Below are 24,810 nucleotides of genomic sequence, written 5' to 3' on the forward strand. Positions count from 1 at the left end.
GCGCCTCCCGCTCCCGTGGGTCCGGTCGGTCAGCCGCTGGGCTGCTCGATCTGCTGGGCCAGATACAGCGGCTCACCCAGCGACTCGATCAGTTCGAGCTGGGTGTCCAGGTAGTCGATGTGGTGCTCCTCGTCCGCCAGGATGGACTCGAAGATGTTCGCCGAGGTGACATCGCCCTTGGCGCGCATGACCTCGATCCCGCGCTTGAGCCGGTCGATCGCCTCGACCTCGACCTGCCGGTCCGCCTGGAACATCTCCGTCACCGTCTGTCCCACCCGGACATGGAACAGCCGCTGGTAGTTCGGCAGCCCGTCCAGGAAGAGAATCCGCTCGGTGAGCACATCCGCGTGCTTCATCTCGTCGATGGACTCCGCACGGGTGTACGCGGCCAGCTTGGTCCAGCCCTTGTTCTCCTGGATGCGGTAGTGGAGCCAGTACTGGTTGATCGCGGTCAGCTCGCCGGTCAGCTGCTCATTGAGGAATTCGATGACCTCGGGGTCGCCCTGCATGGCGCACTCCTTCCACGTGTCGATCAGCGGTGGGGCAGGTGCGCGCATCCTCGCACCGCCACCGGAAGCCGTCCAGTAAGTGCCCCCTTAGTAGGAGTTGCCCGAATCGGGCCAGACCTGGTCATGACCACCCCTCCCGGTCTGTCACCATGGAGACATGGGTCAGGCGGAGAGCCGGGGACACCGCGCACCAGAGGAGTCCGCGCTTCCCCCGGGACAGCGGGTGCAACGCGGCTGGCCCGTCACCCACTACGGCCCGGTGCCCAAGTTCCGGCCCGAGCGCTGGGAGTTCCGCGTCTTCGGGGCCACGGCGGACGGCGAGAAGCACTGCTGGACCCATGAGGAGTTCTCCGCGCTCCCCTTCTCCACGGTCGTGGCCGATCTGCACTGTGTGACGAAGTTCAGCATGCGGGGGGCCGAGTGGGGCGGGGTGCCCGCCCGGGTGATCGGGGCGCTCGCGCCGCCCGCGCCGCAGGTCACCCATGTCATGGTGTGGGCCGAGTACGGCTACAGCGCGAATATGCGGCTCGCCGACTTCCTGGGGGAGCACACGGTCTTCGCCACCCACAAGGACGGCGAACTGCTCACCGCGGAGCACGGCTTTCCGCTCCGGCTGATCGTGCCCACGCTCTACGCCTGGAAGGGGCCCAAATGGGTCCGCGGTGTCGAGTACATGACCGCCGACCGCCGTGGCTTCTGGGAGGAGCGCGGCTATCACAACCTCGGTGACCCCTGGCGGGAACAGCGCTACTCGTACCAGGAGGAACCGGGCGACGGCCCGGAGCTGTGAGACCTGCCGTCCGGCCGCGGTGGCGGTCGCCGTCGCCGCAGGCCACCGCGGGTAACGACGGGAGCCCGCCCGGCTGTGGGCTCAGCCCCGCAGGCTCTTCAGCCGCTCCACATCGGCGATGTGCCCCGCCGTCCCCCCGGGGGTCTCGATGATCAGCGGCACCCCCTCGGTGGCCGGGTGGCGCATCAGCTCCCCGAAGGGGTCCGCGCCGATGTGACCCGCGCCGATATTGGCGTGCCGGTCCTTGTGCGAGCCGACGGCTTCCTTCGAGTCATTGGCGTGGATCAGCCTGAGCCGTCCCGCGCCGACCGTTGTGACCAGCAGATCGAGCGTCTTCGCCACGCCCTCGGGCTCCGCGAGGTCATGGCCCGCGGCGTGCACATGGCAGGTGTCCAGACAGACCCCGAGCCGGGGGTGGCTCTCCAGCGCCGCGAAATACGGACCGAGATCCTCCACCCGGGAGCAGAGCGAGGCGCCCTGCCCGGCCGTGGGCTCCAGCAGCAGCGACGGATCGTCGTCCCGGGTCAGCTCGTCGAGCAGCGGCAGCACCAGCTCATGGACCTGCGCCAGCGCCACCGACCGCGCCCGGCCGCCTGTCGCCGAACCCGTGTGCACCACCACGCCCCGGGCGCCGATCTCCCGCGCCCGCCGCAGCGAGTGCCGCATCGACTCCACGGAGCGCTCCGCCGTCGCCTCGGAGTGCGAGCCGAAGTTGATCAGATACGGGGCGTGCACCCAGGCGGAGAGACCGGCCTCGGCGCACCCGGCGAGGAACGCCTCGTCCTGCGCCGGGCTGCCCGGGGGAGTGGCCCAGCCCCGGGGGTTGGCCACAAAGACCTGGACGGCTTCCGCGCCGAGCTGCCGGGCGTAGTCCAGCCCGGTCGTGGCGAGGCCGCCCGCCACGGGTACATGTCCGCCGACGGGGTTGCGCATGAGTGGTTCTACAGTCCCTTGATCTTGATGGTGACGGTGCTGCCCTCGGGGGCCCGGTCGCCCCCGCCGGGGGACTGGCTCTCCACCGTGTCCCCGAGGTACGGGAAGTTCTTCTCGGTCTTCACCCGGAACCCGGCGGACTCCAGCGTGTCCCGGGCCGCCCCGGCGCCCTGCCCGGTGACATCGGGAACGGTGGCCGTGCGCGGCCCCTTCGACACGGTCAGCGTCACCGTGTCACCGGTGGCCAGCTCCGTCCCGGCGGGCGCCGACTGGCGGGCCACGGTCCCGGGCTCCTGCGCGGAGTGGACCCGTCCGGACGCCACCTCGACGGTGAAGCCCGCGCCCTCCAGCTCGTCCCGCGCCTCCTGGAGGGCGGAGCCGGTCACCCCGGGCACCTCGACCGGCGCGCCCTTGCTGACGACCAGGGCCACCGCCGACTCCGGACCGCGCCGCACCCCGGCCTCCGGCTCGGTCCGTACCACCGAACCCTGCGGAACCGTCGCGTTGAACTCCCGGGTGACCATCCCCGGCGCCAGTCCCACCCGTTCCAGCTCGCGTTCCGCGTCGGCGAGCGTCCTGCCCTTCACCGGGGGCACCCGGACCACCTCCGGGCCGCGCGAGACCACGAGGGTCACCGAGCCGTTGCCCCGGATGCGTTCACCCGTCCCCGGGTCGGTGGAGACCACCGCACCGTGGTCGACCGTCTCGCTGAACTGCCTCCGTACCGAACGGACGTCGAGCCCGGCCCGCTCCAGTGCCGCACGGGCCTCGCTCTCGCTCTTGCCGATGACGGCCGGGACCCGGGTGAACTGCCCGGAGTTGATGTACCAGACCCCGGTGCCGACCCCGAGGACCAGCAGCACCGCCACCAGGGCGGACAGCACACCGCGCCGGGGCAGCCCGGGGCGGAAGACGGTCCGGGGCGGCTCCGGCGGGTCGGGCGGCAGGGTCAGCCGGGCCGTGTGCCCGGGCAGCGGCTCCGCCGCGGGCAGCGGCCGGGCGATCACGTCCGTGGGCTCGTCGGCACCGGGCACCGGGCCCGGCCGGGACGGGACGGCGCCGCCCCGGGCACCCGGCGGCAGCAGATCGAGCTGTTCGTCGTCGAGCGCGGCCCGCGCCTGCCGGGTCAGCCCCAGCATGGCCACCGCGTCGTGCGGCCGGAGCAGCGGATTCCGGGCGGTCGCCGTCGCGACCAGCTCGTCCAGCTCCACGGCGAGCCGCGGCACGGCGGCCGACGGGGCCGGGACGTCCTCGTGCAGATGCCGGTAGAGCACCTGGGCCGCGGTGTCGCCGGAGTGCGGCTTGGCGCCCGTCAGCATCTCGTACAGCACCACACCGCAGGCGTAGACGTCCGTACGGGTCCCGCAGGCGCCGTCCTCGATCTGCTCGGGCGCGAGATAGGAGACCGTGCCCAGCAGCGCCCCGGAGGTGCTGGTGTGCGAGCCCACGGCCCGGACCAGCCCGAAGTCCGCGACCTTGACCCGGCCGTCGTCGCCGATCAGGACGTTCTCGGGCTTGATGTCACGATGGACGAAGCCCGCCCGGTGCGCCGCCCCGAGCGCGGCGAGCACCGGCTCCAGGACGTCCAGCGCGGCCCTCGGCCGGAGCGCGCCCCGTTCCCGCAGAACGTCCCGCAGGGTGCACCCGGCGACATACTCCATCGCCAGATAGACGTACGCGCCGTCCGTGCCCTGGTCGAAGACCCCCACCACATTGGGGTGGGAGAGCCGGGCGACCGACTTGGCCTCGCGGATGAAGCGCTGGACGAATCCGGCGTCGGTGGCGAGGGACGGGTGCATGACCTTGAGCGCCAGCTCGCGGTCGAGACGGGTGTCGACGGCCCGGTAGACCGTCGCCATGCCGCCGACCGCGATCCGCGCGTCGACGCGGTAGCGGCCGTCGAGCACCTGCCCGACGAGGGGGTCCTGGAGGGTCGTGTCCACCCCGCGATTCTACGAGCCGGGACGGTACGGCCCGCGCCGCCGGGCGGGCGGCGGGCCGTACCGGTGCCGAGCTGTGACAGCGCGACCCGCCGTACGGGATCCCGCCCGGCCGGTCGGCACGCCGGGCATCCCGGCACGGAAGCCCGTCAGAACGCCGGGCGCTCCGGGTCCAGCACCGGCATCCCCGCGACCGGGGAGGACGCCTCGGCGAAGTGCCGGCGCGGAATACGGCCCGCCCGGTGCGCGAGCCTGCCCGCCTCCACCGCGTGCCGCATCGCCTCCGCCATGAGCGCGGGCTCCTGGGCCCGGGTGACGGCCGACGCCAGCATGACCGCCGAGCACCCCAGCTCCATCGCGAGCGCCACGTCGGACGCCGTGCCCGCCCCCGCGTCCAGGATCACCGGCACCTGGGCCTGCTCCACGATGAGCTGGAAGTTGTGCGGATTGCGGATGCCGAGCCCGGAGCCGATCGGCGAGCCCAGCGGCATGACCGCCGCGCACCCCACGTCCTGGAGCTTGCGGGCCAGCACCGGATCGTCATTGGTGTACGGCAGGACGACGAACCCGTCGTCCACCAGCGTCTCGGCCGCGTCCAGCAGCTCGATCGGATCGGGCAGCAGGGTCCGCTCGTCCGCGATCACCTCCACCTTGATCCACTCCGTGCCCAGCGCCTCCCGCGCCAGCCGGGCGGTCAGCACGGCCTCACCGGCGGTGAAGCACCCCGCCGTGTTCGGCAGCACCCGGATGGACAACTTCTCCAGCAGGGAGAGGACCGAGCCGTGCACCGAGGGGTCGATGCGCCGCATGGCCACGGTGGTCATCTCCGTGCCACTGGCGACGAGGGCCTGCTCCAGCACGTCGAGGCTGGGCGCGCCGCCCGTACCCGTGATCAGACGGGAGTCGAACGTCGTACCGCCGAGGGTGAACCGGTCGTCGGACATGGTGGATCAGCCCCCCTGCACCGCGGTGAGGACTTCCACCCGGTCCCCCTCGCCGAGCGGGGTCCGCGCCCAGTTGCCGCGCGGCACGACCGTCTCGTTGACCGCCGCCGCGACACCGCCGCCCGCCCGGGTCAGCTCCGCCACCAGCAGATCGAGGGTGGTTCCCCTGGCGACTTGTCGCCATTCGCCATTGACCGAGACGGCCACCGGGAAAGTACTCATACGGGCTGCTCCTGACGGGCTGCGGAATGAGGGGCTGCGGAGGGAGAGTCGGCGGGAGGGGCGGTGCGGAGGCCGGAGTGCGCGGGGGCGCCCGCGCCGGAGAAACGGCGGGGGGTGAAGGGGCGGGCCTCCTCGGGAAGGGACCCGAGGGTCAGCGCGGCCAGCAGGGCGTCACCGGTCACCGGGGCCAGCAGGACCCCGTTGCGGTGGTGGCCGGTGGCCAGCAGCAGCCCCGGCAGCTCGGTCGGGCCGAGCAGCGGCGCGTTGTCGGGCGAGCAGGGGCGCAGCCCGGCGCGGGTCTCCGTCAGCGGCAGCTCGGTGATGCCGGGCACGAGTTCATGGGCGTCCCGGAGGAGTTCGTACACCCCGCCCGCGGTGACGGTGGTGTCCCAGCCCATCTCCTCGCTGGTCGCGCCGACGACGAGTTCGCCGCTGGCCCGGGGGACGAGATAGACCTGACCGCCCCGCACCACGGCGCGCACGGTCCGGGAGAGCAGGGGAGGGTGCGCGGGCGAGGCGGAGAGGGCGAGCCGCAGCACCTGGCCCTTGACCGGACGGATCGGTACCGCCACCTCCGGCGGTACCCCGTCGAGCCCGCCGCTCAGGCTGCCCGCGGCGAGCACCACCTGCCCCGCGGTGGCCGCGGTGCCGTCGGAGAGCACCGCTCCGGTCGCGCGTCCCCGGACGACCGTCAGCCGTTCGGCGCGGGCGCGCCGGAAGGCCACCCCCGCGCGTTCGCAGGCGGTGCGGAGGGCGGCGATCAGCCGCCGGGGGTCCACCTGGTGGTCGCCGTCGACCCGCAGTCCGCCGCGGACGCCCGGCGCCAGCATGGGTTCGAGACGGCGGCACTCCCGGCCCGTCAGCCACTCCGACTCCAGACCGCACCGCTGCTGGAGCGCGTGCAGCTCACGGAGGTGGGCGCGGTCGTCGGCGTCGAGGGCCACCGCGAGCGTGCCGCAGGCGCGGTAGCCGACGCGCTCGCCGCTCGCCTCCTCCAGCTCGGCGACGAAGGCGGGGTAGCGGCGGGCGGAGGCGAGGTTGAGGGCGAGCAGGGTCTCCTCGCCGTAGTGCAGCTCGGTGACGGCGGCGAGCATCCCGGCGGCGACCTGTGCCGCCCCGCCGCCCGGGTCGGGGTCGGCGACGGTCACGGACAGACCGTGCCGCGCCGCGCGCCAGGCCGTGACCAGGCCGATGAGCCCGCCGCCGACGATCAGTACGTCGGAGAGCGCGCCGGAGGGGGCCGGGGGCCTCGTGGACGGGCCGGGCGCGGAGGCGGTGTCCGCCGTGGAGCGCGGGCCGGGCGGTTCGGCCCGGGTGCCGTGGATCGCTGGCATGGGTGTTCGGCTCCTCCCTTCGCCGGTATGACCCGGATCAGGTTCGTACGGTCGGAGGCCGGCCAGCCTCCCTCTCAGCCCGGTGCGTCCGGGCTCCCGCGAGTGCTTTACGGTGGCCACCCTAACCCCAGGGTTCCACCGGCGGTAAGTGCCCGATGGTGCCGGAGGGTTCACCGGGAAGCGCGACGGGCCTTCCGGTGTGCCGGACGGATGGCGCGGATTCAGTGGATTCGGCGGAATTGCCGCAAGGTGCCGGTCCGCACCGGCCGCGCCGGCCGCACCGGTCCAGGGAAGCGCGGGAGCACGGAAGCGAAGGATCACGGAACATGGCACGGTCGCTCGATGGACTCGTTCTCGCGCCGGTGGTGGACCAGGCCCCGGGACAGGTGGGGACGGGCACCCGTTTCTCGTACCACGAACAGGACGGCCGGATCTGGGCCGAGTACAGCGGGGGCGACGTGGTCCGCGGCCATCTGGTCGGGACCCGCGAGGGCGACCGCCTCGACTTCCGCTATGTGCAGTTGCGGACCGACGGCACCACCGCCTCGGGGCACTGCGTCTCGTCCGTGACCGAACTGCCCGACGGCCGGGTGCGGCTGGACGAGACCTGGGCGTGGGAGTCCGCCGACGGCAGCGGCACCAGCGTGGTCGAGCAGCTCCGCTGACCCCGCAGGACCCGTTCGGAGCGCCCCGTTCCCGTTCGCGTTCCTGTCCGCGTTCCTGTCCGTGTTCCCGTTCCCGGGCGGTTCGGGGAGGAGGGCGCTCCGGCGCTCCGGAGCACTGACGTACGGTCATCCCCGAGTGCGTAAGGTTGACGCGTGAGCGAGCAGCCAGAGCAGACGGAGCGCCCGGCCCGCCCGGGGCGGAGCGGGCGGCGGCACGTGGTCGTCGTCGGCGCGGGCATGGCGGGCGTGCAGACCGCCGTCGCCCTGCGCGAGCAGGGCTTCACCGGGCCGGTCACCCTCATCGGGGCCGAGCCGCACCAGCCGTACGACCGGCCGCCGCTCTCCAAGGCGGTGCTGCTCGGCGCGGCCGAGGGCTCCGCGTTCCCGATCGACTTCGACGCCCTCGACGTGGAGCTGCGGCTCGGCCTCGCCGTGACCGGCGTCCGCGCCGCCGCGCGGGAGCTCGACACCGAGGCGGGGCCCGTCCCGTACGACGTCCTCGTCATCGCCACCGGGGCGGAGCCGCTGACCCTGCCGGGCACCGGGGACGTGCCGGGCGTCCATCTGCTGCGCACCCTCGACGACGCCGCCCGGCTGCGGCCCGTGCTGGAGCGGAAGCACGACATCGTGGTCGTCGGCGCGGGCTGGATCGGCGCCGAGTTCGCCACCGCCGCCCGGGCGGCCGGGTGCGCGGTCACCGTCGTGGAGGCCGCCGACCGCCCGCTCGCCGGGGCACTGCCCACCGAGGTCACCGCCCCCATGGCCGACTGGTACGCCGAGCACGGCGTCGAGCTGATCACCGGGGCCCGGGTGGCGGCCGTCGAGTCGGGCGCCGTGCTCCTCGCGGACGGCCGCCGGCTCCCCGCCGGGGCGGTCGTCGTCGGCGTCGGGGCCCGCCCCGCCACCGGCTGGCTGGCCGGTTCCGGCATCGAGACCGGGCCGGACGGCTCGATCACCGCCGACGCGTATCTGCGGACCTCGCTCCCGGAGGTGTACGCCGTGGGGGACTGCGCCTCCTTCCCCTCCGCGCGCTACGGGCGGCGGCTGCTCGTCCACCACTGGGACAACGCCCTCCAGGGGCCGAGGGCCGTCGCGGCCAACGTGATCGCGACGGAGGCCGCCGCCGGGGCCGGGGGAGCGGCCCCGGAGCCGCCGCCGCAGCGCTATGACCCCGTGCCCTACTTCTGGTCCGAGCAGTTCGGGCGTTTTGTGCAGTACGCCGGGGACCACAGCGGGGCCGACACCCTGCTGTGGCGGGGCCGCCCCGAGGACGGGCCCGCCTGGACGGTGCTGTGGCTGCGCGAAGGGGTCCTGGTCGCGATGGTGAGCGTGGACCGGCCCCGGGACCTGGCGCAGGGCCGCAAGCTCGCGCTCGCGGGCGCCCGGCTCGACCCGCGGCGGGCCTCCGACCCCTCCGTACCCCTGAAGGCCGCGTCCATCTGAACCGCCGCTTCCCCGGGGGTACCGCCCTGAGCTGGGAAGACCCCGGCCCGCTCGTATCTCGTCGACGAGCTGGGGGAGACCCCCGGGTACCGGCTGTCAGTCCTGGATGGCACGCTTGTCCTGTGACCGAGATTGACGCAAAGATCGATGCTCTCGTCCCCGCGTGGTTGACGCTCCCCGATATCGCGGAGCATCTCCAGGTCGAGGTGACACGTGTGAGGCAGCTGGTGAAGGAGGGCCAGCTCATCGCCGTGCGCCGGGGGGAGAACAGGGTGCTCATGGTGCCCGCCGCCTTCATCAGCGGCGAGAAGGTCGTCAAGGGTCTCTCCGGGACCCTGACGCTGCTGAGGGACGACGGATTCACCGATGAAGAGATGCTGGAGTGGCTCTTCACACCCGACCCGACCTTGCCCGGCACTCCGGTGCAGGCACTCGGTGAGAATCGCGGCACGGAAGTGAAGCGCCGGGCACAGGCCCTCGCCTTCTGATCCGTCCGAACAGCCGAGCCGTCCGCGGAATGATGGCGTCCGCCCGTCCGTCCGCCCCGGTCCGTTCCCGGGCCGGGGCACGGGCGGGCGGCGCGCCGCGCGGCAAGCCCTGAGGTGGGGCCACCACCTCGCACGATGCGAAGACCGGACCGGGTCCACGGCTCCGGTCGCCGCACCACCGAACCGGGGGATACACCATCATGTCCACGGCCCGCGCCGCGCTCCTCGACGCCCGGCTCTACCTCTGCACGGACGCCCGCAGACAGCAGGGGGACCTCCCCGAGTTCCTGGACGCGGTCCTCGGCGCCGGGGTCGACGTCGTGCAGCTCCGGGACAAGGGCCTGGAGGCCGCCGAGGAGCTGGAGCACCTGCGGGTTTTCGCCGACGCCTGCCGCCGCCACGGGACCCTGCTGTCGGTGAACGACCGGGCGGACATCGCCCACGCCATCGGCGCCGATGTGCTCCATCTGGGGCAGGGCGACCTCCCCGTCCCGGCGGCCCGCGCCGTCATCGGCGAGGCCCCGCTCATCGGGCGCTCCACCCACAGCACCGCCGAGGCGGCGGCAGCCGCCGTCCAGCCGGGTGTGGACTACTTCTGCACCGGACCCTGCTGGCCCACCCCCACCAAGCCCGGCCGCCACGCGCCCGGTCTGGAGCTGGTGCGCGCCACCGCCGCGCTCGGCACGGACCGCCCCTGGTTCGCCATCGGCGGCATCGACCACCAGAACCTCGACGAGGTGCTGGACGCCGGAGCCCGCCGGATCGTCGTCGTCCGGGCCATCACCGAGGCCGACGACCCGGCCGCCGCCACCGCCGAGCTGGCCGCCCGTATCCGTGCCCTTCCGCTGCCGGACGGCTCCGCGGCGTGAGAGGCGTTCCGGTGCTGAACACCCGGTGTCCGAAGGGTGGACTCCGGTTGGGTGGCCCCCCGAGCCTGGATAGCCTGCGTCCATGGCCCTAGGAACCCCCTCGACCAGGACAGATCGTGCGCGAACGGTCCGCGGGATGCTCGCGACCGGGAGAACGACCTACTCGTTCGAGTTCTGGGCCCCCAAGACGGAGAAGGGCGAGCGCAACCTCTGGAACGCGCTGCGCCGGGTCGAGGCGGTCGCCCCGAGCTTTGTCTCGGTGACCTACGGAGCCGGCGGCTCCACCCGCGAGGGCACGGTCAGGGCCACCGAGCAGATCGCCTCCGACACCACCCTGACGCCCGTCGCCCACCTCACGGCCGTCAACCACTCCATCGCCGAACTGCGGAATATGATCGGCCAGTACGCCGACGCCGGAATCCGCAATATCCTCGCCGTCCGGGGCGACCCGCCCGGCGACCCGATGGGGGAGTGGGTCGAGCACCCCGAGGGGGTGCGGTACGCGGCCGAACTGGTGCGTCTCATCAAGGAGTCCGGGGACTTCTGTGTGGGTGTCGCCGCCTTCCCGGAAATGCATCCGCGTTCCACGGACTGGGACACCGACGTCCGGCACTTCGTCGCCAAATGCCGGGCCGGGGCCGACTACGCCATCACCCAGATGTTCTTCCAGCCCCAGGACTACGTCCGGCTGCGGGACCGGGTGGCGGCGGCGGGGTGCGAGACCCCGATCATCCCCGAGATCATGCCGATCACCAGCGTCAAGCAGCTCGAACGATTCGCCCAGCTCAGCAATGCCCAGGTCCCGGCAGAGCTGAAAGAGCGCATCCTCCGCGTCAAGGACGACGCGGCCGCTGTACGCTCGTTGGGAATCGAGTTCGCGACCGAGTTCTGTGCGGAACTGCTCTCCGAGGGTGTTCCCGGGCTGCACTTCATCACGCTCAACAACTCCACCGCGACACTGGAGATATACGAGAATCTCGGGCTGCACAAGCAGCCCTGACCGGCCATATCCGCCTCGGTCGGGGCGACGGCCGAAGGAGAGGGGCGGGCATGGGCTGGACGGTCCTCTACATCGCGTTCGGCGCCGTCGCGCTGTGGCTGCTCAGTGAGGTGCTGTTGCAGTACAAGGCACGGCTGCGATGGAGACTGCTCGCCTTCGGCGGGTTCCTGGGTGTGGTCGTCGGTGTGCTGCTCTCCTCCGTGGTGGTGATCGGGCTCGGCGCGATCGCCTTCGCGATCGGACAGACCTATGTGACGCTCTCCTTCCGGAAGGGCTTCGCCAAGGGCTGGGCGCTCGGCGCGCGCTCCGGTGCCGAGGACGCGGCGGACGGCGCCGGTGCCGCGGGCGGCGGCCCGAGCCGTCGCCGCAGGGCGGGCAGGGGCGGGCGCGCCGACGGGCCGGCGGCCGTCGAAGGCCCGCGTGAGCCGGCGCTGGAGGTCTCGCAGCTGGAGGAGGAGATCCCCGCGGCGATGGCCGGGTTCGACCCGGACCCGGGTCAGGAGCCGATCTACCAGCCGCAGCCGATGCCGGACGACACCAACGGCTACGGCATCTACTCCGGGGACTTCGACGCCCCCGCCGCCGGGCAGGGCGGCCACCCGCACCAGGGCGGCGAGTTCGCGGACTTCCCCCCGTACGACCCCTATGGGAACGGGCAGCAGCCGGGTGTACCGCAGCCGGACCCGGCCTTCGGGGTCCCCGGACAGACCCAGCAGTTCCCCGCGTACACGGACTCCTACGGCACCGGCCAGCAGCCGTACCAGACCCCGTTCGACGGCGCCGACGGCTTCGGCGGTACCCACCACCCCTATCCGGCCGATCCGTACTACGCCCAGCAGTCCTATGACACGGACACGCCTCCGGGCGGCATCTGGGTGCCCCAGCAGCGGGACACCGACCTTCCGCAGCAGCACCAGGACCAGCCCTCCCCCTTCGACCACGACCCCGGCGCCCCCGGACAGCCGTACCGCTACTGAGCCCCCCGCCCTGTGCCGCCGCCCCGGCGGCCCTGCGCGTTTCCCCGGCCCTGGCCGCCGGATGCCCCCGGCCCGCGCCCGGCGCGGATCCGGCCCGTTCCGCCGGTGGCGCCTCGCCGTCCTGCCCGGTTGGTGGTGCCCGGGTGCGTCCTGCGGGTCCTGTGGTGCGAAGGGGGGGCTCCCGCGCCATGTCGCCACCGGCCGCGCGGCCACCCCCAGGGTCGGCCGTGCGCCTGGGGAAGGCCGCGCCGCAGGGGCTCCCCGCGAGCGGGAGAGGCCCGGCCGTGCCGCGCGCCGTGGCGCCTTCCCCGGGCCCGGCGGTGCGAGGGCCTCACACTTCGGCGGCGCCTGTGCTCGGTGGGCAGGGGCCGTGTGCCACGGTTCCGTTCTGCCCAGGGGTACGGAGGCCCGATGGGGCTTCGCTCATGGGACAGGTCCGTTCCGCCGACGGCGGGAGCCGGGGCGGGTCGTCGCCGTCCCGCCCGGTCGGTGCTGCCCGGCCGCACCCTCCGGGTCCGGCGGTGCGAGGGGGGAGTGCTTCGGCGCTGTGTCGCCGTCGGCCGGGTGGCAACCTCCCGGTGGTGGCCGCGCGGCCGGGGAGGGTCCGTGTCGTGGGGGCTCCCCGCGAAGCGGGAGATGATCCGACCGTGCCGCGCGCCCGGGCGCTGCCCCGGCGTTCCGTCATCCGCCCGTCGTGCACCAGCGGCTGACGGGCCGCCGGGCCGGTCGGCGGGCCCGCGTGGGAGGGGTGTGCGCGGGAAGCGCCGGGAGACACCGTGCCCCGGGGTTCACTGGGAGCCGCGGAAGTCCGCCCCCTCCACGATGAGCCCCGCGACCAGGGCGCCCGACATCCCCGCGTGGGCGAGCCCCCCGCCCGGGTGGGCGTGGCCACCGGCCAGCAGCAGCCCCGGCAGCCGGGTGGTGTTCGCCGGGTGGAGATGACGGCCGCCGGGACCGGCGAGCGCCGGAGCGGGTATACCGCCCGTCTCCGCGGGCGTCAGCACCTTGTGCCACACCAGCCGCTCCCGCAGCGCCGCCGGGCGCTCGCCCAGGGCCCGGGCCGCCGCGTCCACCAGCGCCCCGGCACACCGCTCCCGCAACGCCTCGTCCGTCCAGTCGACCCCGCCGCCGTGGCCCGCGACCGTCGCCGAGACGGTGACGGCCTCGTGCCCCTCGTCGGGCCGGGTACGGGGGTCGTCCGGGCGCAGCACCGTGACGGTGGGCCGGGCGGTCGGCCCACCGCCGAAGACGGCCGCGGCCTCCGCCCCGGTGTCGGGGGAGTGGACCACCGTGCGATGGACCGCCGACGCCGGGCGCGCGCCCCGCAGCGCCAGCAGCACCGTGAGCCGGCCGGGCAGCGGCTGCCCGGCCGCCGGGGGCCGGACGTCCCCCTCCGCCCACAGCTCCCGGCCGGTCAGCCGGGCCGCGTCGGCGGCGCCCGCGACCACATGGTCCGCCGCCGCGATCTCGCCGCCGCGCAGCTCCACCCCGGCCGCCCGGCCGTCCTTCTCCACGATCGAGACCACCTCGGCCCCGAAGACGAACTCCACCCGCCGCGCCGCGCACCGCTCGTACACCGCGCGGGCCAGCTCCCGCAGCCCGCCCTCGACATACCAACTGCCGAAGGTCTGCTCCATGTACGGCAGCAGCGCGGCGCTCGCCGGGGCCTGCCGGGGGTCGAGCCCGTAGCCGAGGACACAGCCCTCGAAGAGGGCGGCCAGCCGGGGGTCCGCCAGCTCCCACGCGCCGACCTCGGCGACCGTGGCCGCCTGCCGGGCGCGCAGCAGCCGCCGCTGCCGGGGGGCCGGGTAGGGGTCGCGCTCCAGGACCCGCCAGTCGGGCCAGAGCGGCTCCTCCAGCAGGGGCCGCCGCGAGCGGTCCCAGGTGTCCCCGGCCCGGCCGAGGAACTCGCCCCAGCGCTCGCCCGCGCCCCGGCCGAGCGCCGACTCCAGTGCGGAGACGATCCCCGCCCGCGAGGCATCGGGCAGCACGGCCTCGGTGCCGTCGGCGAAGAGATGACGGCTCGCCGGGTCCACCTGGACCAGGCCGACGCACTTCTCCAGCGGCTCCCGGCCGGTCTTCAGGAACAGGTCCCGCCAGACGGCGGGCAGATGCAGCAGCCCCGGCCCGCTGTCGAACGTGAAACCGGCGTGCTCGACGGCGCCCACCGCGCCCCCGTAGGTCGCCGTGCGCTCGTACACCGTCACCCGGTGGCCTGCCACGGCCAGCCGGGCGGCAGCCGCCATCGCGCCCATCCCGGCGCCGATCACCGCAATCCGTGCCATGCCGAAAACTCTAGCGACCGCCACTGACAGTCATCGCGCGGACCGGCCCCGGCGGGCGCCCCGGCCCGCGCACGGAGGCGCCTGCCGGATCAGGCGGTTCCGGCGCGGTCCGTCAGTCGGGCGGGCGGACCGGTCGGGCCGCTCGGACCGACGCCGCGAGCCGTCGCTCCTCGCGGCGCTGCGCCCTGCGCCGCCGGAACCTGCGGATGCGCGCCGCGAGCAGCACCACCGCGACCACACCCAGCGCCAGCAGGACCGCGGCGACGATCGCCGCGGCGACCGGGTGGAACATCGCGAACGTGAGGACCCCGGCGACCCCCAGGTCCTCGGCCGTGCTCACCCCGATGTTGCTGAAGGGCTCCGGTGAGGTGTTCACCGCCATCCGGGTCCCGGCCTTGACGAGATGGCTCATCAGCGCGGTGGAGCCGCCCACGGCGCCCGCCGCGAGCTCCGGCAGCGAACCGGACTCCCCGGCCAGCAGCGCGGCCACGACGGCTCCCGCGACCGGACGGATCACCGTATGGACCGCGTCCCATGCCGAGTCCACATACGGAATCTTGTCCGCGACCGCCTCGCACAGGAAGAGCACCCCGGCGACGATCAGCACATCGGTGCGCTGGAGCGCCTGCGGCACCTCGTCGGTCACCCCGGTGGCTCCGAACACGCCGAGCAGCAGCACGACGGCGTACGCATTGATTCCACTGGCCCAGCCGCTGGTGAAGACGAGGGGGAGTACCGACACGGACGCGATCGTAACCATGTGGGCACACGGGGTGTGGGCACGCGGGCCCATGGCTGAGTACCTGTACCCAGGTGGCGAGATGAGTACCCGTGCGGATGGGAGCCCGGCCGCCCGGAGGGGAAAGTGGAGTTCACCGAAGGGGCCGCGGCGCCGACACCGCCGACACGGGGCGGCGGAACGGCGCGGCTCCCCCGAGGTGACCGGGGGAAGAACCGGGGAGAACCGGAGTATCCGGGGAACCCCGGGGTATCGGGGGAACGACCGCACGGGGGAAACCGGGGGAAAACAGGGGGAACGGGGGGAAGGAAGGCGCCGGTCCGGCGATGACTCGGGGGGATCGAGTCCTGCCGGACCGGCGCCTTTCCGTTGTACGGCTGCCGCCGCCCGCCCGCCGCGTTCCGCCGCGCGGCGGAACACCGGTGCCGCGTTCCGCCGGTGCCGTGCTTCGGCAGTGCCGGGATGCGTCAGCGGCTGCTCACCCGGCCGTGCAGCAGCCGGGAGAGCGCCGCGTGCACATCGTCGAGGGACCGTTCCCGCTGGAAGGACTGCCAGTCCAGCGCCGCCACCAGCACCATGCCCACCAAGGCGGCCGCGGTGAGCGGAATGTCGATCTCCTCGTTCAGCTCACCGCTCTCGACCGCCTCCCGCAGCACCGTCTCGACCACCGCGACCGCCTGCTGGCGCACCACCAGGAGGGTGGACTGCCAGGCCCGGTTGGTCCGCCACAGCTCGGCGACGTAGAGCTGGGTGAAGGCGGGGTAGCTGTCGATGAAGACCAGGCCCGCCCGGATCATCGCGTCCAGGGCCTCGACCTTGGTGCCGCCGCGCTCCGCCGTCTCGTCGGCGGCGCTCTGCAACGACGAGGTCAGCAGACCGACGCCGTACCGCAGCAACTCCTCGAACAGTTCGGTCTTGCTCTTGAAGTTGTAGTAGACCGTGCCCTTGGCGACACCCGCGCGCTCGGCGATCTCGTCGACGGTGGTCGCCGAGAAACCCTGTTCCGCGATCAGCGTCACCGCCGCCTCGTAGAGCTTGGCCCGGGTCGCCCTGCGTCTGGTACTGCTGCTGTCCGTCACGTCCATGGTGTCGATTCTCACAGGTGTCGGGGGTTTGGCGGGCCCGGTTCGGCTCACGGAGCACGTCCGCACCGAACCGGGCCGCCCTGGCCCACGGCTGAGGTGTCTCAGAGGCTCAGTTCGGGGTGGAGGCGGTCGAAGGTCCACACCTGCTTGCGCCGTGCGGTGAGCGCGGTGAGGGCCAGCGCTCCCGCGGTGAAGGCCAGCAGGACCGCGCTCCCCTGCCACACGGGGTCGAGCCCGCCGCCGCTGATCAGTCTCCGCAGCGCCTCCACGACATAGGTCATGGGGAGGAACGGATGGATCGCGTTGAAGAAACCGGGGCTGGTCTGGACCGGATAGGTGCCGCCCGCCGACGTGAGCTGGAGCATCAGCACCGCCAGCACCAGAATCCGTCCGGCGGCCCCGAAGCGGGCGTTCAGCCACTGGATGATGGCGGCGAAACAGCCGATGGTCAGGGCGAGGAAGCCGACCGTGCCGGCCGCGTGCGCGAGCTGGAGCCCCAGTGACCAGTGCAGCACCGCCATCAGCGCGCCGACCTGCACCAGCCCGATGGCGACCACCGGCAGCCAGCCCGCCAGCGCGATCCGCCAGGCCGATGCGCCCGCGGCGAGCGCCCTCCGGTTCATCGGCTGGATGATCATGTACGCGACCATCGCGCCGACCCAGAGGGAGAGCGGGATGAAGTACGGGGCGAATCCGGTGCCGTAGTTGGCGGCCTGGTTCAGGGTCTTGCTGGCGAGCTGCACCGGGTCGGCCATGACCTCCGTGCGCCGGTCGCGGTCCTTCTCGTCGTAGTCGGGGATCTTGGCGACGCCGTCGTGCAGCCCGCCCGCCAGCTCCGCGGAGCCGTCGACGAGCTTGAACAGCCCGCCGTCCAGGTCCCCGGCGCCCTTCTTCAGCCTGGCCACACCGGTGTCGATCTCCGTGGAGCCCGACTTCGCCCCGGACAGCCCGGTGTGCACCTGGGAGGCGCCCCGGGCGACCTGCTGCGCGCCCGAGTTGAGCGCGTTCATCCGCTCGACGGCGGACGTGAGGTCCTGCTCCAGGGTGGGCGCGCGCTCGGCGAGCCACTGGGCGTTCTTCCGGTGCTCGGCGAGACGGCCGTCGATCCCGTCGAGGCTCGCGATGTTCTCCCGGGCCACCGCGGCGGCCCCGGCGGCGGCCACCGCGGCGCCGTCCACAGCGGCCCGTGCCCGCTCCAGCGCGGGGCAGAGGGGATCTGCCGCCGCCGGGGCCCCGGCGGCCCCCTCCGTTCCCGTGGCGCCCGCCGCGCAGCGCTCCGCGTGGAGCTTCGTCAGTTCATCGGCCGCCGCCCGCGTTTTCTCCGACGCGGCGGGCGCGGAAGCCGCCTGTCCCTCCAGCCGGTCCCGGAGCGCCTCGGAGATCCCGGCGACGGGCTCCCCGTACTTCTTGAGGTAGGGGGAGATCCGCTCGGAGTACCCGTTGAGCTTGCCGGTGGCGTACTGGGTGCCGTCCGCGACCTGACGGGCGCCGCTCTCCACGGAGCCCGCCGCGTCGGTGAGCCGGGCCAGCCCGCCCGCGAGTCTGCCGGTGCTGTCCTTGGCGTTCCTCAGCCCCTCCGCGAGGTCCTTGGACCCCGCCTTGGCCTCCCCGATGCCGCCCTTGAGGTCGTCGGCGCCCTTGGCCGCCTTCTCGGTGGCGTCGTGGATGTCGGAGAACGAGATGAAGATCCGGTCCAGGAACGAACGGGACGTCTTGGTGGAGGCCGCCGTGCGCACCTCGGCGAAGACCGTGCGGGAGACCTGGCCGACGATGTAGTTGTTGGCGTCGTTGGTCCGCACCTGGAGCGCGCCGGTCTCGGGCGACGCGCCCGAACTGGAGGCGATCCGCTCGCTGAAGTCCCGGGGCATGGTCAGCGAGAGGTAGTACGTGCCGTTCTCGACGCCCTTGCGCGCCTGTGCCGCGCTCACCTCGTGCCAGTCGAAGACATCGCTCTCGCGCAGGTTCTCGGCGATCTCGGCGCCCGCGGTCACCTTCTCGCCGTCGGCGTTGGCCCCCTTGTCGTCGTTGACGAGTGCGACGGGGATGCGGTCCAGCCGACCGTAGGGGTCCCAGAAGGACCACAGATACAGCGCGCCGTACAGCAGCGGCAGCAGCACGATGGCGACGACGGCGGCGCGGGGCAGCCGGCCCCTGCCGAACCGCTTCAGCTCAAGCGCGGCCAGTCTCGGCGAACGCATCGGCCTTCTTCCCCTCGTGGTCGGTGGTGCCGTGGTCGGTGGTGCTGTGGTCGGTGGGCCGGCCGTCGGCGGTGTCCGTGCCGTGCGGGGCGGACGGGCTCTGCGCGTCCGGTCCGGCGGCGGGTCCCCGGGCCCCGGGGGCCAGGGCTCCGGTGCGGACGACGACGGTTCCCCCGGGGGCCTGGCTGCACACGGCCAGGACGGTGGTGCCGGTGGTGTCGGCGATGGAGCGCAGCAGCCGCCAGGCCTCGGCGCGTTCCGTGTCGGAGAGCTTCAGATCGGCGTCGTCGATCGCGATCAGCCGGGGCCTGCCGATGAGGGCGAGGGCGAGGGAGAGCCGCAGGCACTCCATCCGCTCCAGCGCGCGCACCGGGGTGCGGTCCCCCTTGGGCAGCGCGGCGGGGTCGAACCCGGCGGTGGCGAGGGCCTCCCGGACCAGGGCGCCCGCCTCGGCGGCACGGCCCGGGCGGGGGCGCAGCAGCCGCCGTACGGAGACCCCGAACCGGCGCTGGAGGAGGGCCCGTTCCCGCAGGTGTTCAGCGACGGTCAGGGCCGGGTCCAGCTCGCTGACCGACGGTACGGGCCCCAGGGCGCTGATCTTCCGGACGGCGGCCATCCGGCGCGGCAGCGGCAGTCCGCCGACCTCGCACCGCCCCTCACTGGGGCGCATCCGGCCGGTGAGTGCGAGCAGCAGGCAGGTCCGGCCGGAGCCCGACGCCCCCTCGACCGCGATGAGTGAGCCGGGGGCGGCGTCGATGTCGATGGCTCGGAAGGCCCAGCCCCGGGGGCCCTTGAGCCCGAACCCCTCGGTGACGACGGCTGCCCCGTGCGGGCTGTCCACGTTCCCCTCCCCTTTTGAACTGACCAGTCAGTTCAAAAGGTAGCCAGTGTGCGGCTGTTGTGGCAAAACCGCAGGTCAGGGCCGATTGTCAGTGGGGGGCCTCACGATGGACACATACGGCCACAGTGCCGTCACACGACGACAGGAGGTTCGTCATGGCCAGCGAGAACACGGCCGCCGCCCACCGGCGCCGTGCGAACGGCCCTGTCCCCTCACTGACCGGGCCGGCGGGGGACGTCCACCCCGTCCTGCGGCGCGCGTCGGCGCCGCCCGCCGCCCTCGACCTGCTCGGCCAGGCCCGCAGGGGCCTGGAGGAGGCCGCGGGCCTCGAAACGCCCAACGAGCGCTACGCCACCGCCCACTTGGCGGCCATCCGCACGGCCGCCGCCGTGCTCGCCGCCCGGGGATACCCCGAGGCCCCGCCGCCCCCGGGCCGCGCCGTGCGGGGCCCCGTGCGCCGGGGCCGCCGGGCCGGGATCCGCAGCGCCTGGGAGCTGCTGCCCGAGAGCGCGCCCGAACTGGCCGAGTGGAGCGCCCACTTCGCCTCCGGCGCTCCCCGCAGGGCCCGCGCCCAGGCCGGTATAGCCGGTGCGGCGAGCAGCCGCGACGCGGAGGAGCTGCTGCGGGACGCCGCGATGTTCCTCCGTCTGGTGGAGCGCATGCTCCTGCTCCAGCCCGTCCTGCCCGCCCCCAGGGCCGACCGCCCGGAGACGGAGGACGCCGTGTAGCGGCGGGTGCCCCCGGGGCGCCGCTCCCCGCCCGGCGCCCTCCGGGGCGGGCCGGGAGGTGGCTCCGGGGCGAGCCGTGCGGTCCATGGCCGGTCATGGGCGTGCGGAGCGCCGGGCGGGCCGGGGGAGAGGGGTCACGGGGATCGCAGACGCAGGCAATAGGGTGGGTGGACCCCCTGGCGGACCGGCGGCGCAGTTCTCCGGCCGCCGCCCCACCGCCCGTCCCGTCCGCCCACGCGGCCGGGGCGGCCCGCCCGAGGAGTCAACCGCCGTGCCGGACCCGTCCCCCCACGGGGCAACCCCGCCGCGCCCGCCCCGCGCCTCCCTGCGCACCTCCGTGGTCTGGGAGGTCCTCCGGGGAGCCCTCGACCGCCGGGTCGAGGCGACCGGGAGGGACTCCCTGGACATCCTCGACACCGGGGGCGGCAGCGGCTCCTTCGCCGTGCCCGTCGCCCAGCTCGGCCACCGGGTGACCGTGGTCGACCCCAGCCCCAACGCGCTCTTCGCGCTGGAGCGCCGGGCCGCCGAGGCAGCCGTCGCCGACCGGGTCCGCGGGGTCCAGGGCGATGTCCACGGCCTCTTCGACGTGGTGGAGCGCGGCGGCTTCGACGTGGTGCTCTGCCACGGGGTCCTGGAGTACGTGGACGACCCCGCCGAGGGCGTCGCCAACGCCCTGGCGGCGCTGCGCCCCGGTGGCTCCCTCAGCCTGCTCGCGGCCGGGCTCGGGGGCGCGGTGCTCGCACGGGCGCTCGCCGGACACTTCAACGAGGCCCGGCAAGCGCTCGCCGACCCGGCCGGACGCTGGGGCGACGGGGACCCCGTCCCCCGCCGTTTCACGGCCGAACAGCTCACCGGGCTGCTCACCGACGCCGGTGCCGAGGTCGGCGCCGTCCACAACGTCCGGGTCTTCGCCGACCTGGTCCCCGGGGCCCTGGTGGACACCGAGCCGGGGGCGCTGGACGCCCTGCTCGGACTGGAGGCCGCGGTGGCCGAGCTGCCCGCTTTCCGCTCCGTCGCCAGCAGGCTGCACCTTCTCGGTGAGAAGCGCGCCTGATCAGCGGCGCAGCCGCGGATGGAGTACGCCACAGACCACCCGATCGGGTCGTTCGCCCCGTATGATCGAGGGAGCATCCGGCATGACGGATCGGAGGTTGGGGAATCTACGCCTCAGCAACCAAGCCGCCGTGGCGGCCGGGAGTGGCGAAACTGGCGTAGAGGGCGGGTTTCACGGGGGCGATTCCCTGCCTATCCTGAAAGGGCCGCATACGGTCGCCTCCGCGGCCGACGACTAGGAGGACTCCGTGCCGCTCTCGGAGCACGAGCAGCGAATGCTTGAGCAGATGGAGCGAGCGCTGTACGCCGAAGATCCCAAATTCGCGACAGCGCTTGAGGGAAGCGGGCTGCGTACGTACACCCGGCGACGGGTCTACCAGGCGATCGCCGGTTTCCTGGTGGGTATCGCGCTCCTGATGGCCGGAATGGTCTCGCAGCTGGTCTGGGTCAGTGTGGTGGGTTTCCTGGTCATGCTGGGCTGCGCGGTCCTCGCGGTCACCGGCTGGCGCAAGGCGCCGAAGCCGGGTGAGAGCCAGCCCGCGGGAGATCCGGCGGGCGTCCGTTCCCAGCCCCGGCAGTCCCGCCAGCGCCGGTCCGTGATGGACCGGATCGAGCAGCGGTGGCAGCGCCGCCGTGATGAGCAGGGCCACTGAGGCCCCTCCGGCAAGCCCCTGAAGCACTCTGAAGCCTCGCGCCCGGCGGGTGCGGGAGTCTCCGGCCGTCCCGGACGCTCCTGCCGCCGGGCGCTTCGGTTTCCCGTGCTTCCCGCGCTTCCCGCGTTTGCCGCGTCTGTCGCGGTTCCCGCGCAGATCCGCACGCTGCTCCGTATCCGGTCCCCCGGGCGTCCCTGTACCCGTGAGCGTCCCCGTCCCCGTTCTCCCGCGTTGCCGTACGCGCTGTCCTCCGGGCGTTCCCCCGGAGACCACCCCTCCCTCGTCGCTCTCCGTGACCCTCTCCGCCGTGCACGTCCGGCCCGGCCGTCCACCGAGCCCCGCCCGCCGGCTCCGCGTCCGCTGTGACCGCGGCGCGACGGAGCCGCGTCCCCGTCCGGTGTGATCCCTCCGGCCCCGTCCACCGGCCCACCGTGTCCGGGTCCCGGCCGCCGGTGCTCCCGGCGGGCCCGCCGCCCCGGTACGCCCGCACCGCACCGGGCCGCTCGGCGTCGGCCCGTCCGGGCCGGCCGCGCGTGCCCGGCGTGGCCCGTCCGGCTCCGGCCGGGAGTGCCCTCCGCGGCCGCGCCCGAGGCACGGTCCGCCCGCACGGAGCGCGCCCCGTGGGTGACCGTGCGTGCCGGGCGGCTCCGGGCCGGGGCCCGAGCGCGCGGCGGCCTCAGCCCCGCTGCCGGAACGGGTGGAACGGCCGCCGCCGCAGCGTCGCGCTCCAGTGGCTCCACCGGCCGCCCCAGCGCTCCGCGAGCGAGGTGTACGCGGCCGACGCGGCCCACACCACCCGTACGGCCGAGCGCGGCAGCAGCAGGGCCCGCAGCCGGGTGCCCCGGCCCGCCGCGGCGCGAAGCCCGTCCCGTATCCGCCGGACGTCCTCGGCGAGGTCCCCGGCGGGCCCCGGCAGCGGCGCGTACAGCACCTGTTCGACCGCGGTGGCGACCCGGTGCACCGCCTCGGCCGCCGCGCCCTCCAGCTTCCCCAGGCGTACGACGCGCTCGGCGGTTCCCCGGGGCGTCAGTGAGGCGTCCGGGAGGATGCCGTGGTCCCAGGCGAGATCGGAGATCTCCAGCCAGGCCGCCAGGGTGCGCGCCGCCGGGTCCTGTGCTCCGGATCCTCTGGACCTCAGCCTGCGGGCGGTGGTGCGCAGCCGCCAGAGCAGCGGCAGCAGGGGCAGCACGACGACGGCCGACGCCCCCAGGACGATCAGTGGAACGGCCGCCCACGAGCCGCCCGCGTCCACGGAGCCGCCGGTGCCGGTCGCGGCGGAGGCGGAGCACTCGCCCAGCCGCCGCAGCTCCGGCGGGCAGGTGTCCGACGCGGACGGGGCCGCCGCGGGCGCCTGGGACGCGGCCGACGGCTGCGCGGACGGGGCGCTCGGGCCGCCGGGCGCGGTGTCGTCGAGGGTGTAGGGCGGCTGGCTGCCCCGGCTGGGGGTCGGCTCGAAACGGGTCCAGCCCACCCCCTCGAAGTACAGCTCCGGCCAGGCGTGCGCGTCCCGCTGCCCCACCGACACGGTGTTGTCGGAGCGCGGGGTGCCCGATGTGAAGCCCACGGCGACCCGCGCCGGTATGCCCAGCGTCCGGGCCATCGTGGCCATCGAGAACGAGAAGTGGATGCAGAAGCCCTGCTTCTGCCGGAGGAAGCGGGTGATCGCGTTGACGCCCGTGCCGGAACGCACCTGGGTGTCGTAGACGAAGCCGCCGTCCTGGGTGAACCACTCCTGGAGCCGCACCGCGCGCTCGTGGTCGTTGGCGGCGCCCCGGGTGACCCGGCGGGCCGTCTCCTCGACCTCGGCGGGCAGGTTTTGGGGCACCTTGGTGTACTCGCGCCGCAGTGCCTCCGGCGGGCGCGGCGCCTCGGCGAGCTGTTGCGGCGTCGGGTTCACCAGCAGGCTGGTGACGGAGTACCGGGCGCCCCCGGTGTCCTCGCCCGGGTCGGCGACGACGGTCCGCCCCTCCGGCTCGAAGCGCCAGCCGCCGTTGACCTCCACCCGGGTCGCCGGGTAGGGCATGGGCAGCCAGCTCTGCTGGTAGTACTCGGCGGCCGAGATGCTCGTGCGGATCTCCTTCCGCTCCACCGCCGGGTTCAGCCCCTGCGGCTCCGGCAGCGGTGCGGGCACGTCCACGACCCGGCGCTTGGAGGAGCGCCAGCTCGTCCCGTCGAACTGGTCCAGCGCCACGATCCGCAGATAGAGGCCGTCGGTGCTGCCCGCCTCGGTGCGGTAGCGCAGCACCTCGCGGTTGGTGGGCTGGTTGAGGTTGTCCTGGAGCGAGACCAGCGGATTGACCGCCGAGATGGTGCCGCCCGCGCCGCCGCCCCCGGAGCCGTCCCCGGTGCCGATGCCGGAGAGGACGCCGCCGTCCAGCGCGGGGAGCGCGGCGGGCACCGCCAGTGCCACGCCGAGTGCCAGCACCCCGATCCGGCCGCCGGTGCGGAGCGCGGGGGCCGGGGCCCGGCCGCCCGGGTCGAGCGCCTTGCGGCCCCGGGCCGCCGGGTCGGGCGCGGTGAAGATCCGTCCCCACCGGGAGAGCTGCTCCCGGCCCTCGGCCAGCAGGAGCAGCAGATAGCCGGAGGCGGCGAGCAGGAACCACAGCGCGCTGGCCCCGCCGCCCGCGAGACCGGCCGCGATCGAGTAGAGCGCGAGCAGCGGCAGCCCGGCCGCGGCGGCGCTGCGGAAGGTGACCGCGATCGTGTCCACCAGCAGACCGATCACCAGCACTCCGCCGATCACCATCAGCTCGATGCCGTCGGTCGACGGGGCGGGTATCGCGTAGCGGCTGATGTCCTGGCCGCCCGAGGTCAGCAGCTCCCCGAAGTACTGGAGCGACCCCGGCCCGGGCACCAGGCCGAGCAGCGCGTACTCAGGAGCGAAGACCCAGGTCAGGACGGTCAGCCCGACAACGGTCTGGATCAGGGCCGTCAGCGGGCGGGCCAGGGTCGCGCGCCGGGCCAGCTCCCCCGCCCCGCTCTGGACGCCCAGCAGCAGCGCGGCCTGCGCCAGCCAGCCCACGCCCTCCAGCAGCGGCAGCAGCGCACCCGCCGCCAGCAGGGTGGCCGTGTACGCGGACAGGGCCAGCCGCACCCGACTGCTCATGACGTCGT

22 protein-coding genes and 1 riboswitch are annotated in these 24,810 nt (G+C 74.1%); of the genes, 10 read left to right on the plus strand and 12 right to left on the minus strand.

Translation table 11 applies throughout. The annotated features are described in order from the left end of the window. Positions 1–29 precede the first annotated feature (29 nt). On the minus strand, positions 30–509 hold the full coding sequence (gene bfr / locus CRV15_RS21685; RefSeq protein WP_003958201.1) for a bacterioferritin: 480 nt from the start codon (positions 507–509) through the stop codon (positions 30–32). 157 nt (positions 510–666) lie between these two features. Between bfr and CRV15_RS21690 the strand changes: the two genes are divergently transcribed. Beyond that, positions 667–1,299: a sulfite oxidase-like oxidoreductase gene (locus tag CRV15_RS21690; RefSeq protein ID WP_003958200.1), complete on the plus strand. Its 633-nt coding sequence runs from the start codon at positions 667–669 to the stop codon at positions 1,297–1,299. 81 nt (positions 1,300–1,380) lie between these two features. Here the strand turns inward: CRV15_RS21690 and CRV15_RS21695 are convergent, their stop codons facing one another. From CRV15_RS21695 to thiO, 5 genes are all read right to left on the minus strand, one after another. Next, positions 1,381–2,232 carry a deoxyribonuclease IV gene (locus CRV15_RS21695; protein WP_003958199.1) on the minus strand — a complete coding sequence of 284 codons (852 nt, stop codon included), beginning with the start codon at positions 2,230–2,232 and terminating at the stop codon, positions 1,381–1,383. Between the two features lie 8 nt (positions 2,233–2,240). Then, positions 2,241–4,175 (minus strand): Stk1 family PASTA domain-containing Ser/Thr kinase, encoded by a 1,935-nt coding sequence (pknB, locus tag CRV15_RS21700; RefSeq protein WP_003960197.1) that lies wholly within the window; start codon positions 4,173–4,175, stop codon positions 2,241–2,243. Positions 4,176–4,321: 146 nt separating this feature from the next. After that, on the minus strand, positions 4,322–5,116 hold the full coding sequence (locus CRV15_RS21705; protein WP_003958197.1) for a thiazole synthase: 795 nt from the start codon (positions 5,114–5,116) through the stop codon (positions 4,322–4,324). Between the two features lie 6 nt (positions 5,117–5,122). Next, positions 5,123–5,338 (minus strand): sulfur carrier protein ThiS, encoded by a 216-nt coding sequence (gene thiS, locus CRV15_RS21710; protein ID WP_003960196.1) that lies wholly within the window; start codon positions 5,336–5,338, stop codon positions 5,123–5,125. Continuing rightward, positions 5,335–6,672 (minus strand): glycine oxidase ThiO, encoded by a 1,338-nt coding sequence (thiO, locus tag CRV15_RS21715; protein WP_003960195.1) that lies wholly within the window; start codon positions 6,670–6,672, stop codon positions 5,335–5,337. Before thiO ends, thiS begins: the two co-directional genes overlap by 4 nt. Further along, positions 6,670–6,782: riboswitch (TPP riboswitch) on the minus strand. It overlaps the preceding gene by 3 nt. A gap of 216 nt (positions 6,783–6,998) precedes the next feature. On the opposite strand from thiO, the gene CRV15_RS21720 reads away from it, so the two are divergent. From CRV15_RS21720 to CRV15_RS21745, 6 genes are all read left to right on the plus strand, one after another. Next, complete coding sequence (locus tag CRV15_RS21720; RefSeq protein ID WP_003960194.1) at positions 6,999–7,337, plus strand: avidin-fold protein; 339 nt, start codon at positions 6,999–7,001, stop codon at positions 7,335–7,337. Between the two features lie 153 nt (positions 7,338–7,490). Then, on the plus strand, positions 7,491–8,780 hold the full coding sequence (locus CRV15_RS21725) for an NAD(P)/FAD-dependent oxidoreductase (protein ID WP_003960193.1): 1,290 nt from the start codon (positions 7,491–7,493) through the stop codon (positions 8,778–8,780). A 122-nt stretch (positions 8,781–8,902) separates the two neighbouring features. Next, the gene (locus CRV15_RS21730; RefSeq protein WP_003960192.1) at positions 8,903–9,268 is read left to right on the plus strand and encodes an Rv2175c family DNA-binding protein; all 366 of its coding nucleotides are present in this window, start codon (positions 8,903–8,905) and stop codon (positions 9,266–9,268) included. Between the two features lie 200 nt (positions 9,269–9,468). Beyond that, the gene (gene thiE, locus CRV15_RS21735; RefSeq protein WP_003960191.1) at positions 9,469–10,137 is read left to right on the plus strand and encodes a thiamine phosphate synthase; all 669 of its coding nucleotides are present in this window, start codon (positions 9,469–9,471) and stop codon (positions 10,135–10,137) included. A gap of 82 nt (positions 10,138–10,219) precedes the next feature. Then, the gene (metF, locus tag CRV15_RS21740; protein WP_003960190.1) at positions 10,220–11,137 is read left to right on the plus strand and encodes a methylenetetrahydrofolate reductase [NAD(P)H]; all 918 of its coding nucleotides are present in this window, start codon (positions 10,220–10,222) and stop codon (positions 11,135–11,137) included. A gap of 50 nt (positions 11,138–11,187) precedes the next feature. Then, a complete protein-coding gene (locus CRV15_RS21745; RefSeq protein ID WP_003960189.1) occupies positions 11,188–12,114 on the plus strand; it encodes a hypothetical protein in 927 nt (308 codons plus the stop codon). A gap of 788 nt (positions 12,115–12,902) precedes the next feature. Here the strand turns inward: CRV15_RS21745 and CRV15_RS21750 are convergent. From CRV15_RS21750 to CRV15_RS21770, 5 genes are all read right to left on the minus strand, one after another. Further along, on the minus strand, positions 12,903–14,399 hold the full coding sequence (locus CRV15_RS21750; protein WP_003960188.1) for a phytoene desaturase family protein: 1,497 nt from the start codon (positions 14,397–14,399) through the stop codon (positions 12,903–12,905). Between the two features lie 112 nt (positions 14,400–14,511). Beyond that, on the minus strand, positions 14,512–15,141 hold the full coding sequence (locus tag CRV15_RS21755; RefSeq protein ID WP_174391372.1) for a DUF4126 domain-containing protein: 630 nt from the start codon (positions 15,139–15,141) through the stop codon (positions 14,512–14,514). Between the two features lie 464 nt (positions 15,142–15,605). Then, entirely contained in the window at positions 15,606–16,223 is a 618-nt protein-coding gene (locus tag CRV15_RS21760) for a TetR/AcrR family transcriptional regulator (RefSeq protein WP_009995907.1), read from the minus strand. Between the two features lie 101 nt (positions 16,224–16,324). Continuing rightward, a complete protein-coding gene (locus tag CRV15_RS21765) occupies positions 16,325–18,421 on the minus strand; it encodes a YhgE/Pip family protein (protein WP_003960185.1) in 2,097 nt (698 codons plus the stop codon). Then, entirely contained in the window at positions 18,393–19,262 is an 870-nt protein-coding gene (locus CRV15_RS21770; RefSeq protein ID WP_003960184.1) for an ATP-binding cassette domain-containing protein, read from the minus strand. The genes CRV15_RS21765 and CRV15_RS21770 overlap by 29 nt, the downstream gene beginning before the upstream one ends. Positions 19,263–19,417: 155 nt before the next feature. Here CRV15_RS21770 and CRV15_RS21775 point away from each other — a divergent pair, with 155 nt between their 5' ends. The 3 genes from CRV15_RS21775 (at position 19,418) to CRV15_RS21785 (ending at position 21,696) form a co-directional block, all read left to right on the plus strand. Beyond that, entirely contained in the window at positions 19,418–19,990 is a 573-nt protein-coding gene (locus CRV15_RS21775; protein WP_009995905.1) for an SAV_6107 family HEPN domain-containing protein, read from the plus strand. A gap of 271 nt (positions 19,991–20,261) precedes the next feature. Further along, positions 20,262–21,044, plus strand: a complete 783-nt coding sequence (locus tag CRV15_RS21780; RefSeq protein WP_009995904.1) for a class I SAM-dependent methyltransferase — start codon at positions 20,262–20,264, stop codon at positions 21,042–21,044. A gap of 247 nt (positions 21,045–21,291) precedes the next feature. Further along, on the plus strand, positions 21,292–21,696 hold the full coding sequence (locus CRV15_RS21785) for a DUF3040 domain-containing protein (protein WP_009995902.1): 405 nt from the start codon (positions 21,292–21,294) through the stop codon (positions 21,694–21,696). A 676-nt stretch (positions 21,697–22,372) separates the two neighbouring features. Here CRV15_RS21785 and CRV15_RS21790 read toward each other — a convergent pair. Continuing rightward, positions 22,373–24,802: a transglutaminase TgpA family protein gene (locus CRV15_RS21790; RefSeq protein ID WP_003960180.1), complete on the minus strand. Its 2,430-nt coding sequence runs from the start codon at positions 24,800–24,802 to the stop codon at positions 22,373–22,375. Between the last annotated feature and the right edge of the window lie 8 nt (positions 24,803–24,810).

Source organism: Streptomyces clavuligerus, assembly GCF_005519465.1.
Taxonomy (GTDB): Bacteria; Actinomycetota; Actinomycetes; order Streptomycetales; family Streptomycetaceae; genus Streptomyces; species Streptomyces clavuligerus.

Coding starts and splice junctions, on each gene's coding strand:
- thiO (WP_003960195.1), bottom strand. CDS start 6,672: ATGCCAGCGATCCACGGCACCCGGGCCGAACCGCCCGGCCCGCGCTCC.
- CRV15_RS21765 (WP_003960185.1), bottom strand. CDS start 18,421: ATGCGTTCGCCGAGACTGGCCGCGCTTGAGCTGAAGCGGTTCGGCAGG.
- CRV15_RS21760 (WP_009995907.1), bottom strand. CDS start 16,223: ATGGACGTGACGGACAGCAGCAGTACCAGACGCAGGGCGACCCGGGCC.
- CRV15_RS21750 (WP_003960188.1), bottom strand. CDS start 14,399: ATGGCACGGATTGCGGTGATCGGCGCCGGGATGGGCGCGATGGCGGCT.
- metF (WP_003960190.1), top strand. CDS start 10,220: ATGGCCCTAGGAACCCCCTCGACCAGGACAGATCGTGCGCGAACGGTC.
- CRV15_RS21690 (WP_003958200.1), top strand. CDS start 667: ATGGGTCAGGCGGAGAGCCGGGGACACCGCGCACCAGAGGAGTCCGCG.
- thiE (WP_003960191.1), top strand. CDS start 9,469: ATGTCCACGGCCCGCGCCGCGCTCCTCGACGCCCGGCTCTACCTCTGC.
- CRV15_RS21775 (WP_009995905.1), top strand. CDS start 19,418: ATGGCCAGCGAGAACACGGCCGCCGCCCACCGGCGCCGTGCGAACGGC.
- CRV15_RS21720 (WP_003960194.1), top strand. CDS start 6,999: ATGGCACGGTCGCTCGATGGACTCGTTCTCGCGCCGGTGGTGGACCAG.
- CRV15_RS21790 (WP_003960180.1), bottom strand. CDS start 24,802: ATGAGCAGTCGGGTGCGGCTGGCCCTGTCCGCGTACACGGCCACCCTG.
- CRV15_RS21745 (WP_003960189.1), top strand. CDS start 11,188: ATGGGCTGGACGGTCCTCTACATCGCGTTCGGCGCCGTCGCGCTGTGG.
- CRV15_RS21695 (WP_003958199.1), bottom strand. CDS start 2,232: ATGCGCAACCCCGTCGGCGGACATGTACCCGTGGCGGGCGGCCTCGCC.
- CRV15_RS21705 (WP_003958197.1), bottom strand. CDS start 5,116: ATGTCCGACGACCGGTTCACCCTCGGCGGTACGACGTTCGACTCCCGT.
- bfr (WP_003958201.1), bottom strand. CDS start 509: ATGCAGGGCGACCCCGAGGTCATCGAATTCCTCAATGAGCAGCTGACC.
- thiS (WP_003960196.1), bottom strand. CDS start 5,338: ATGAGTACTTTCCCGGTGGCCGTCTCGGTCAATGGCGAATGGCGACAA.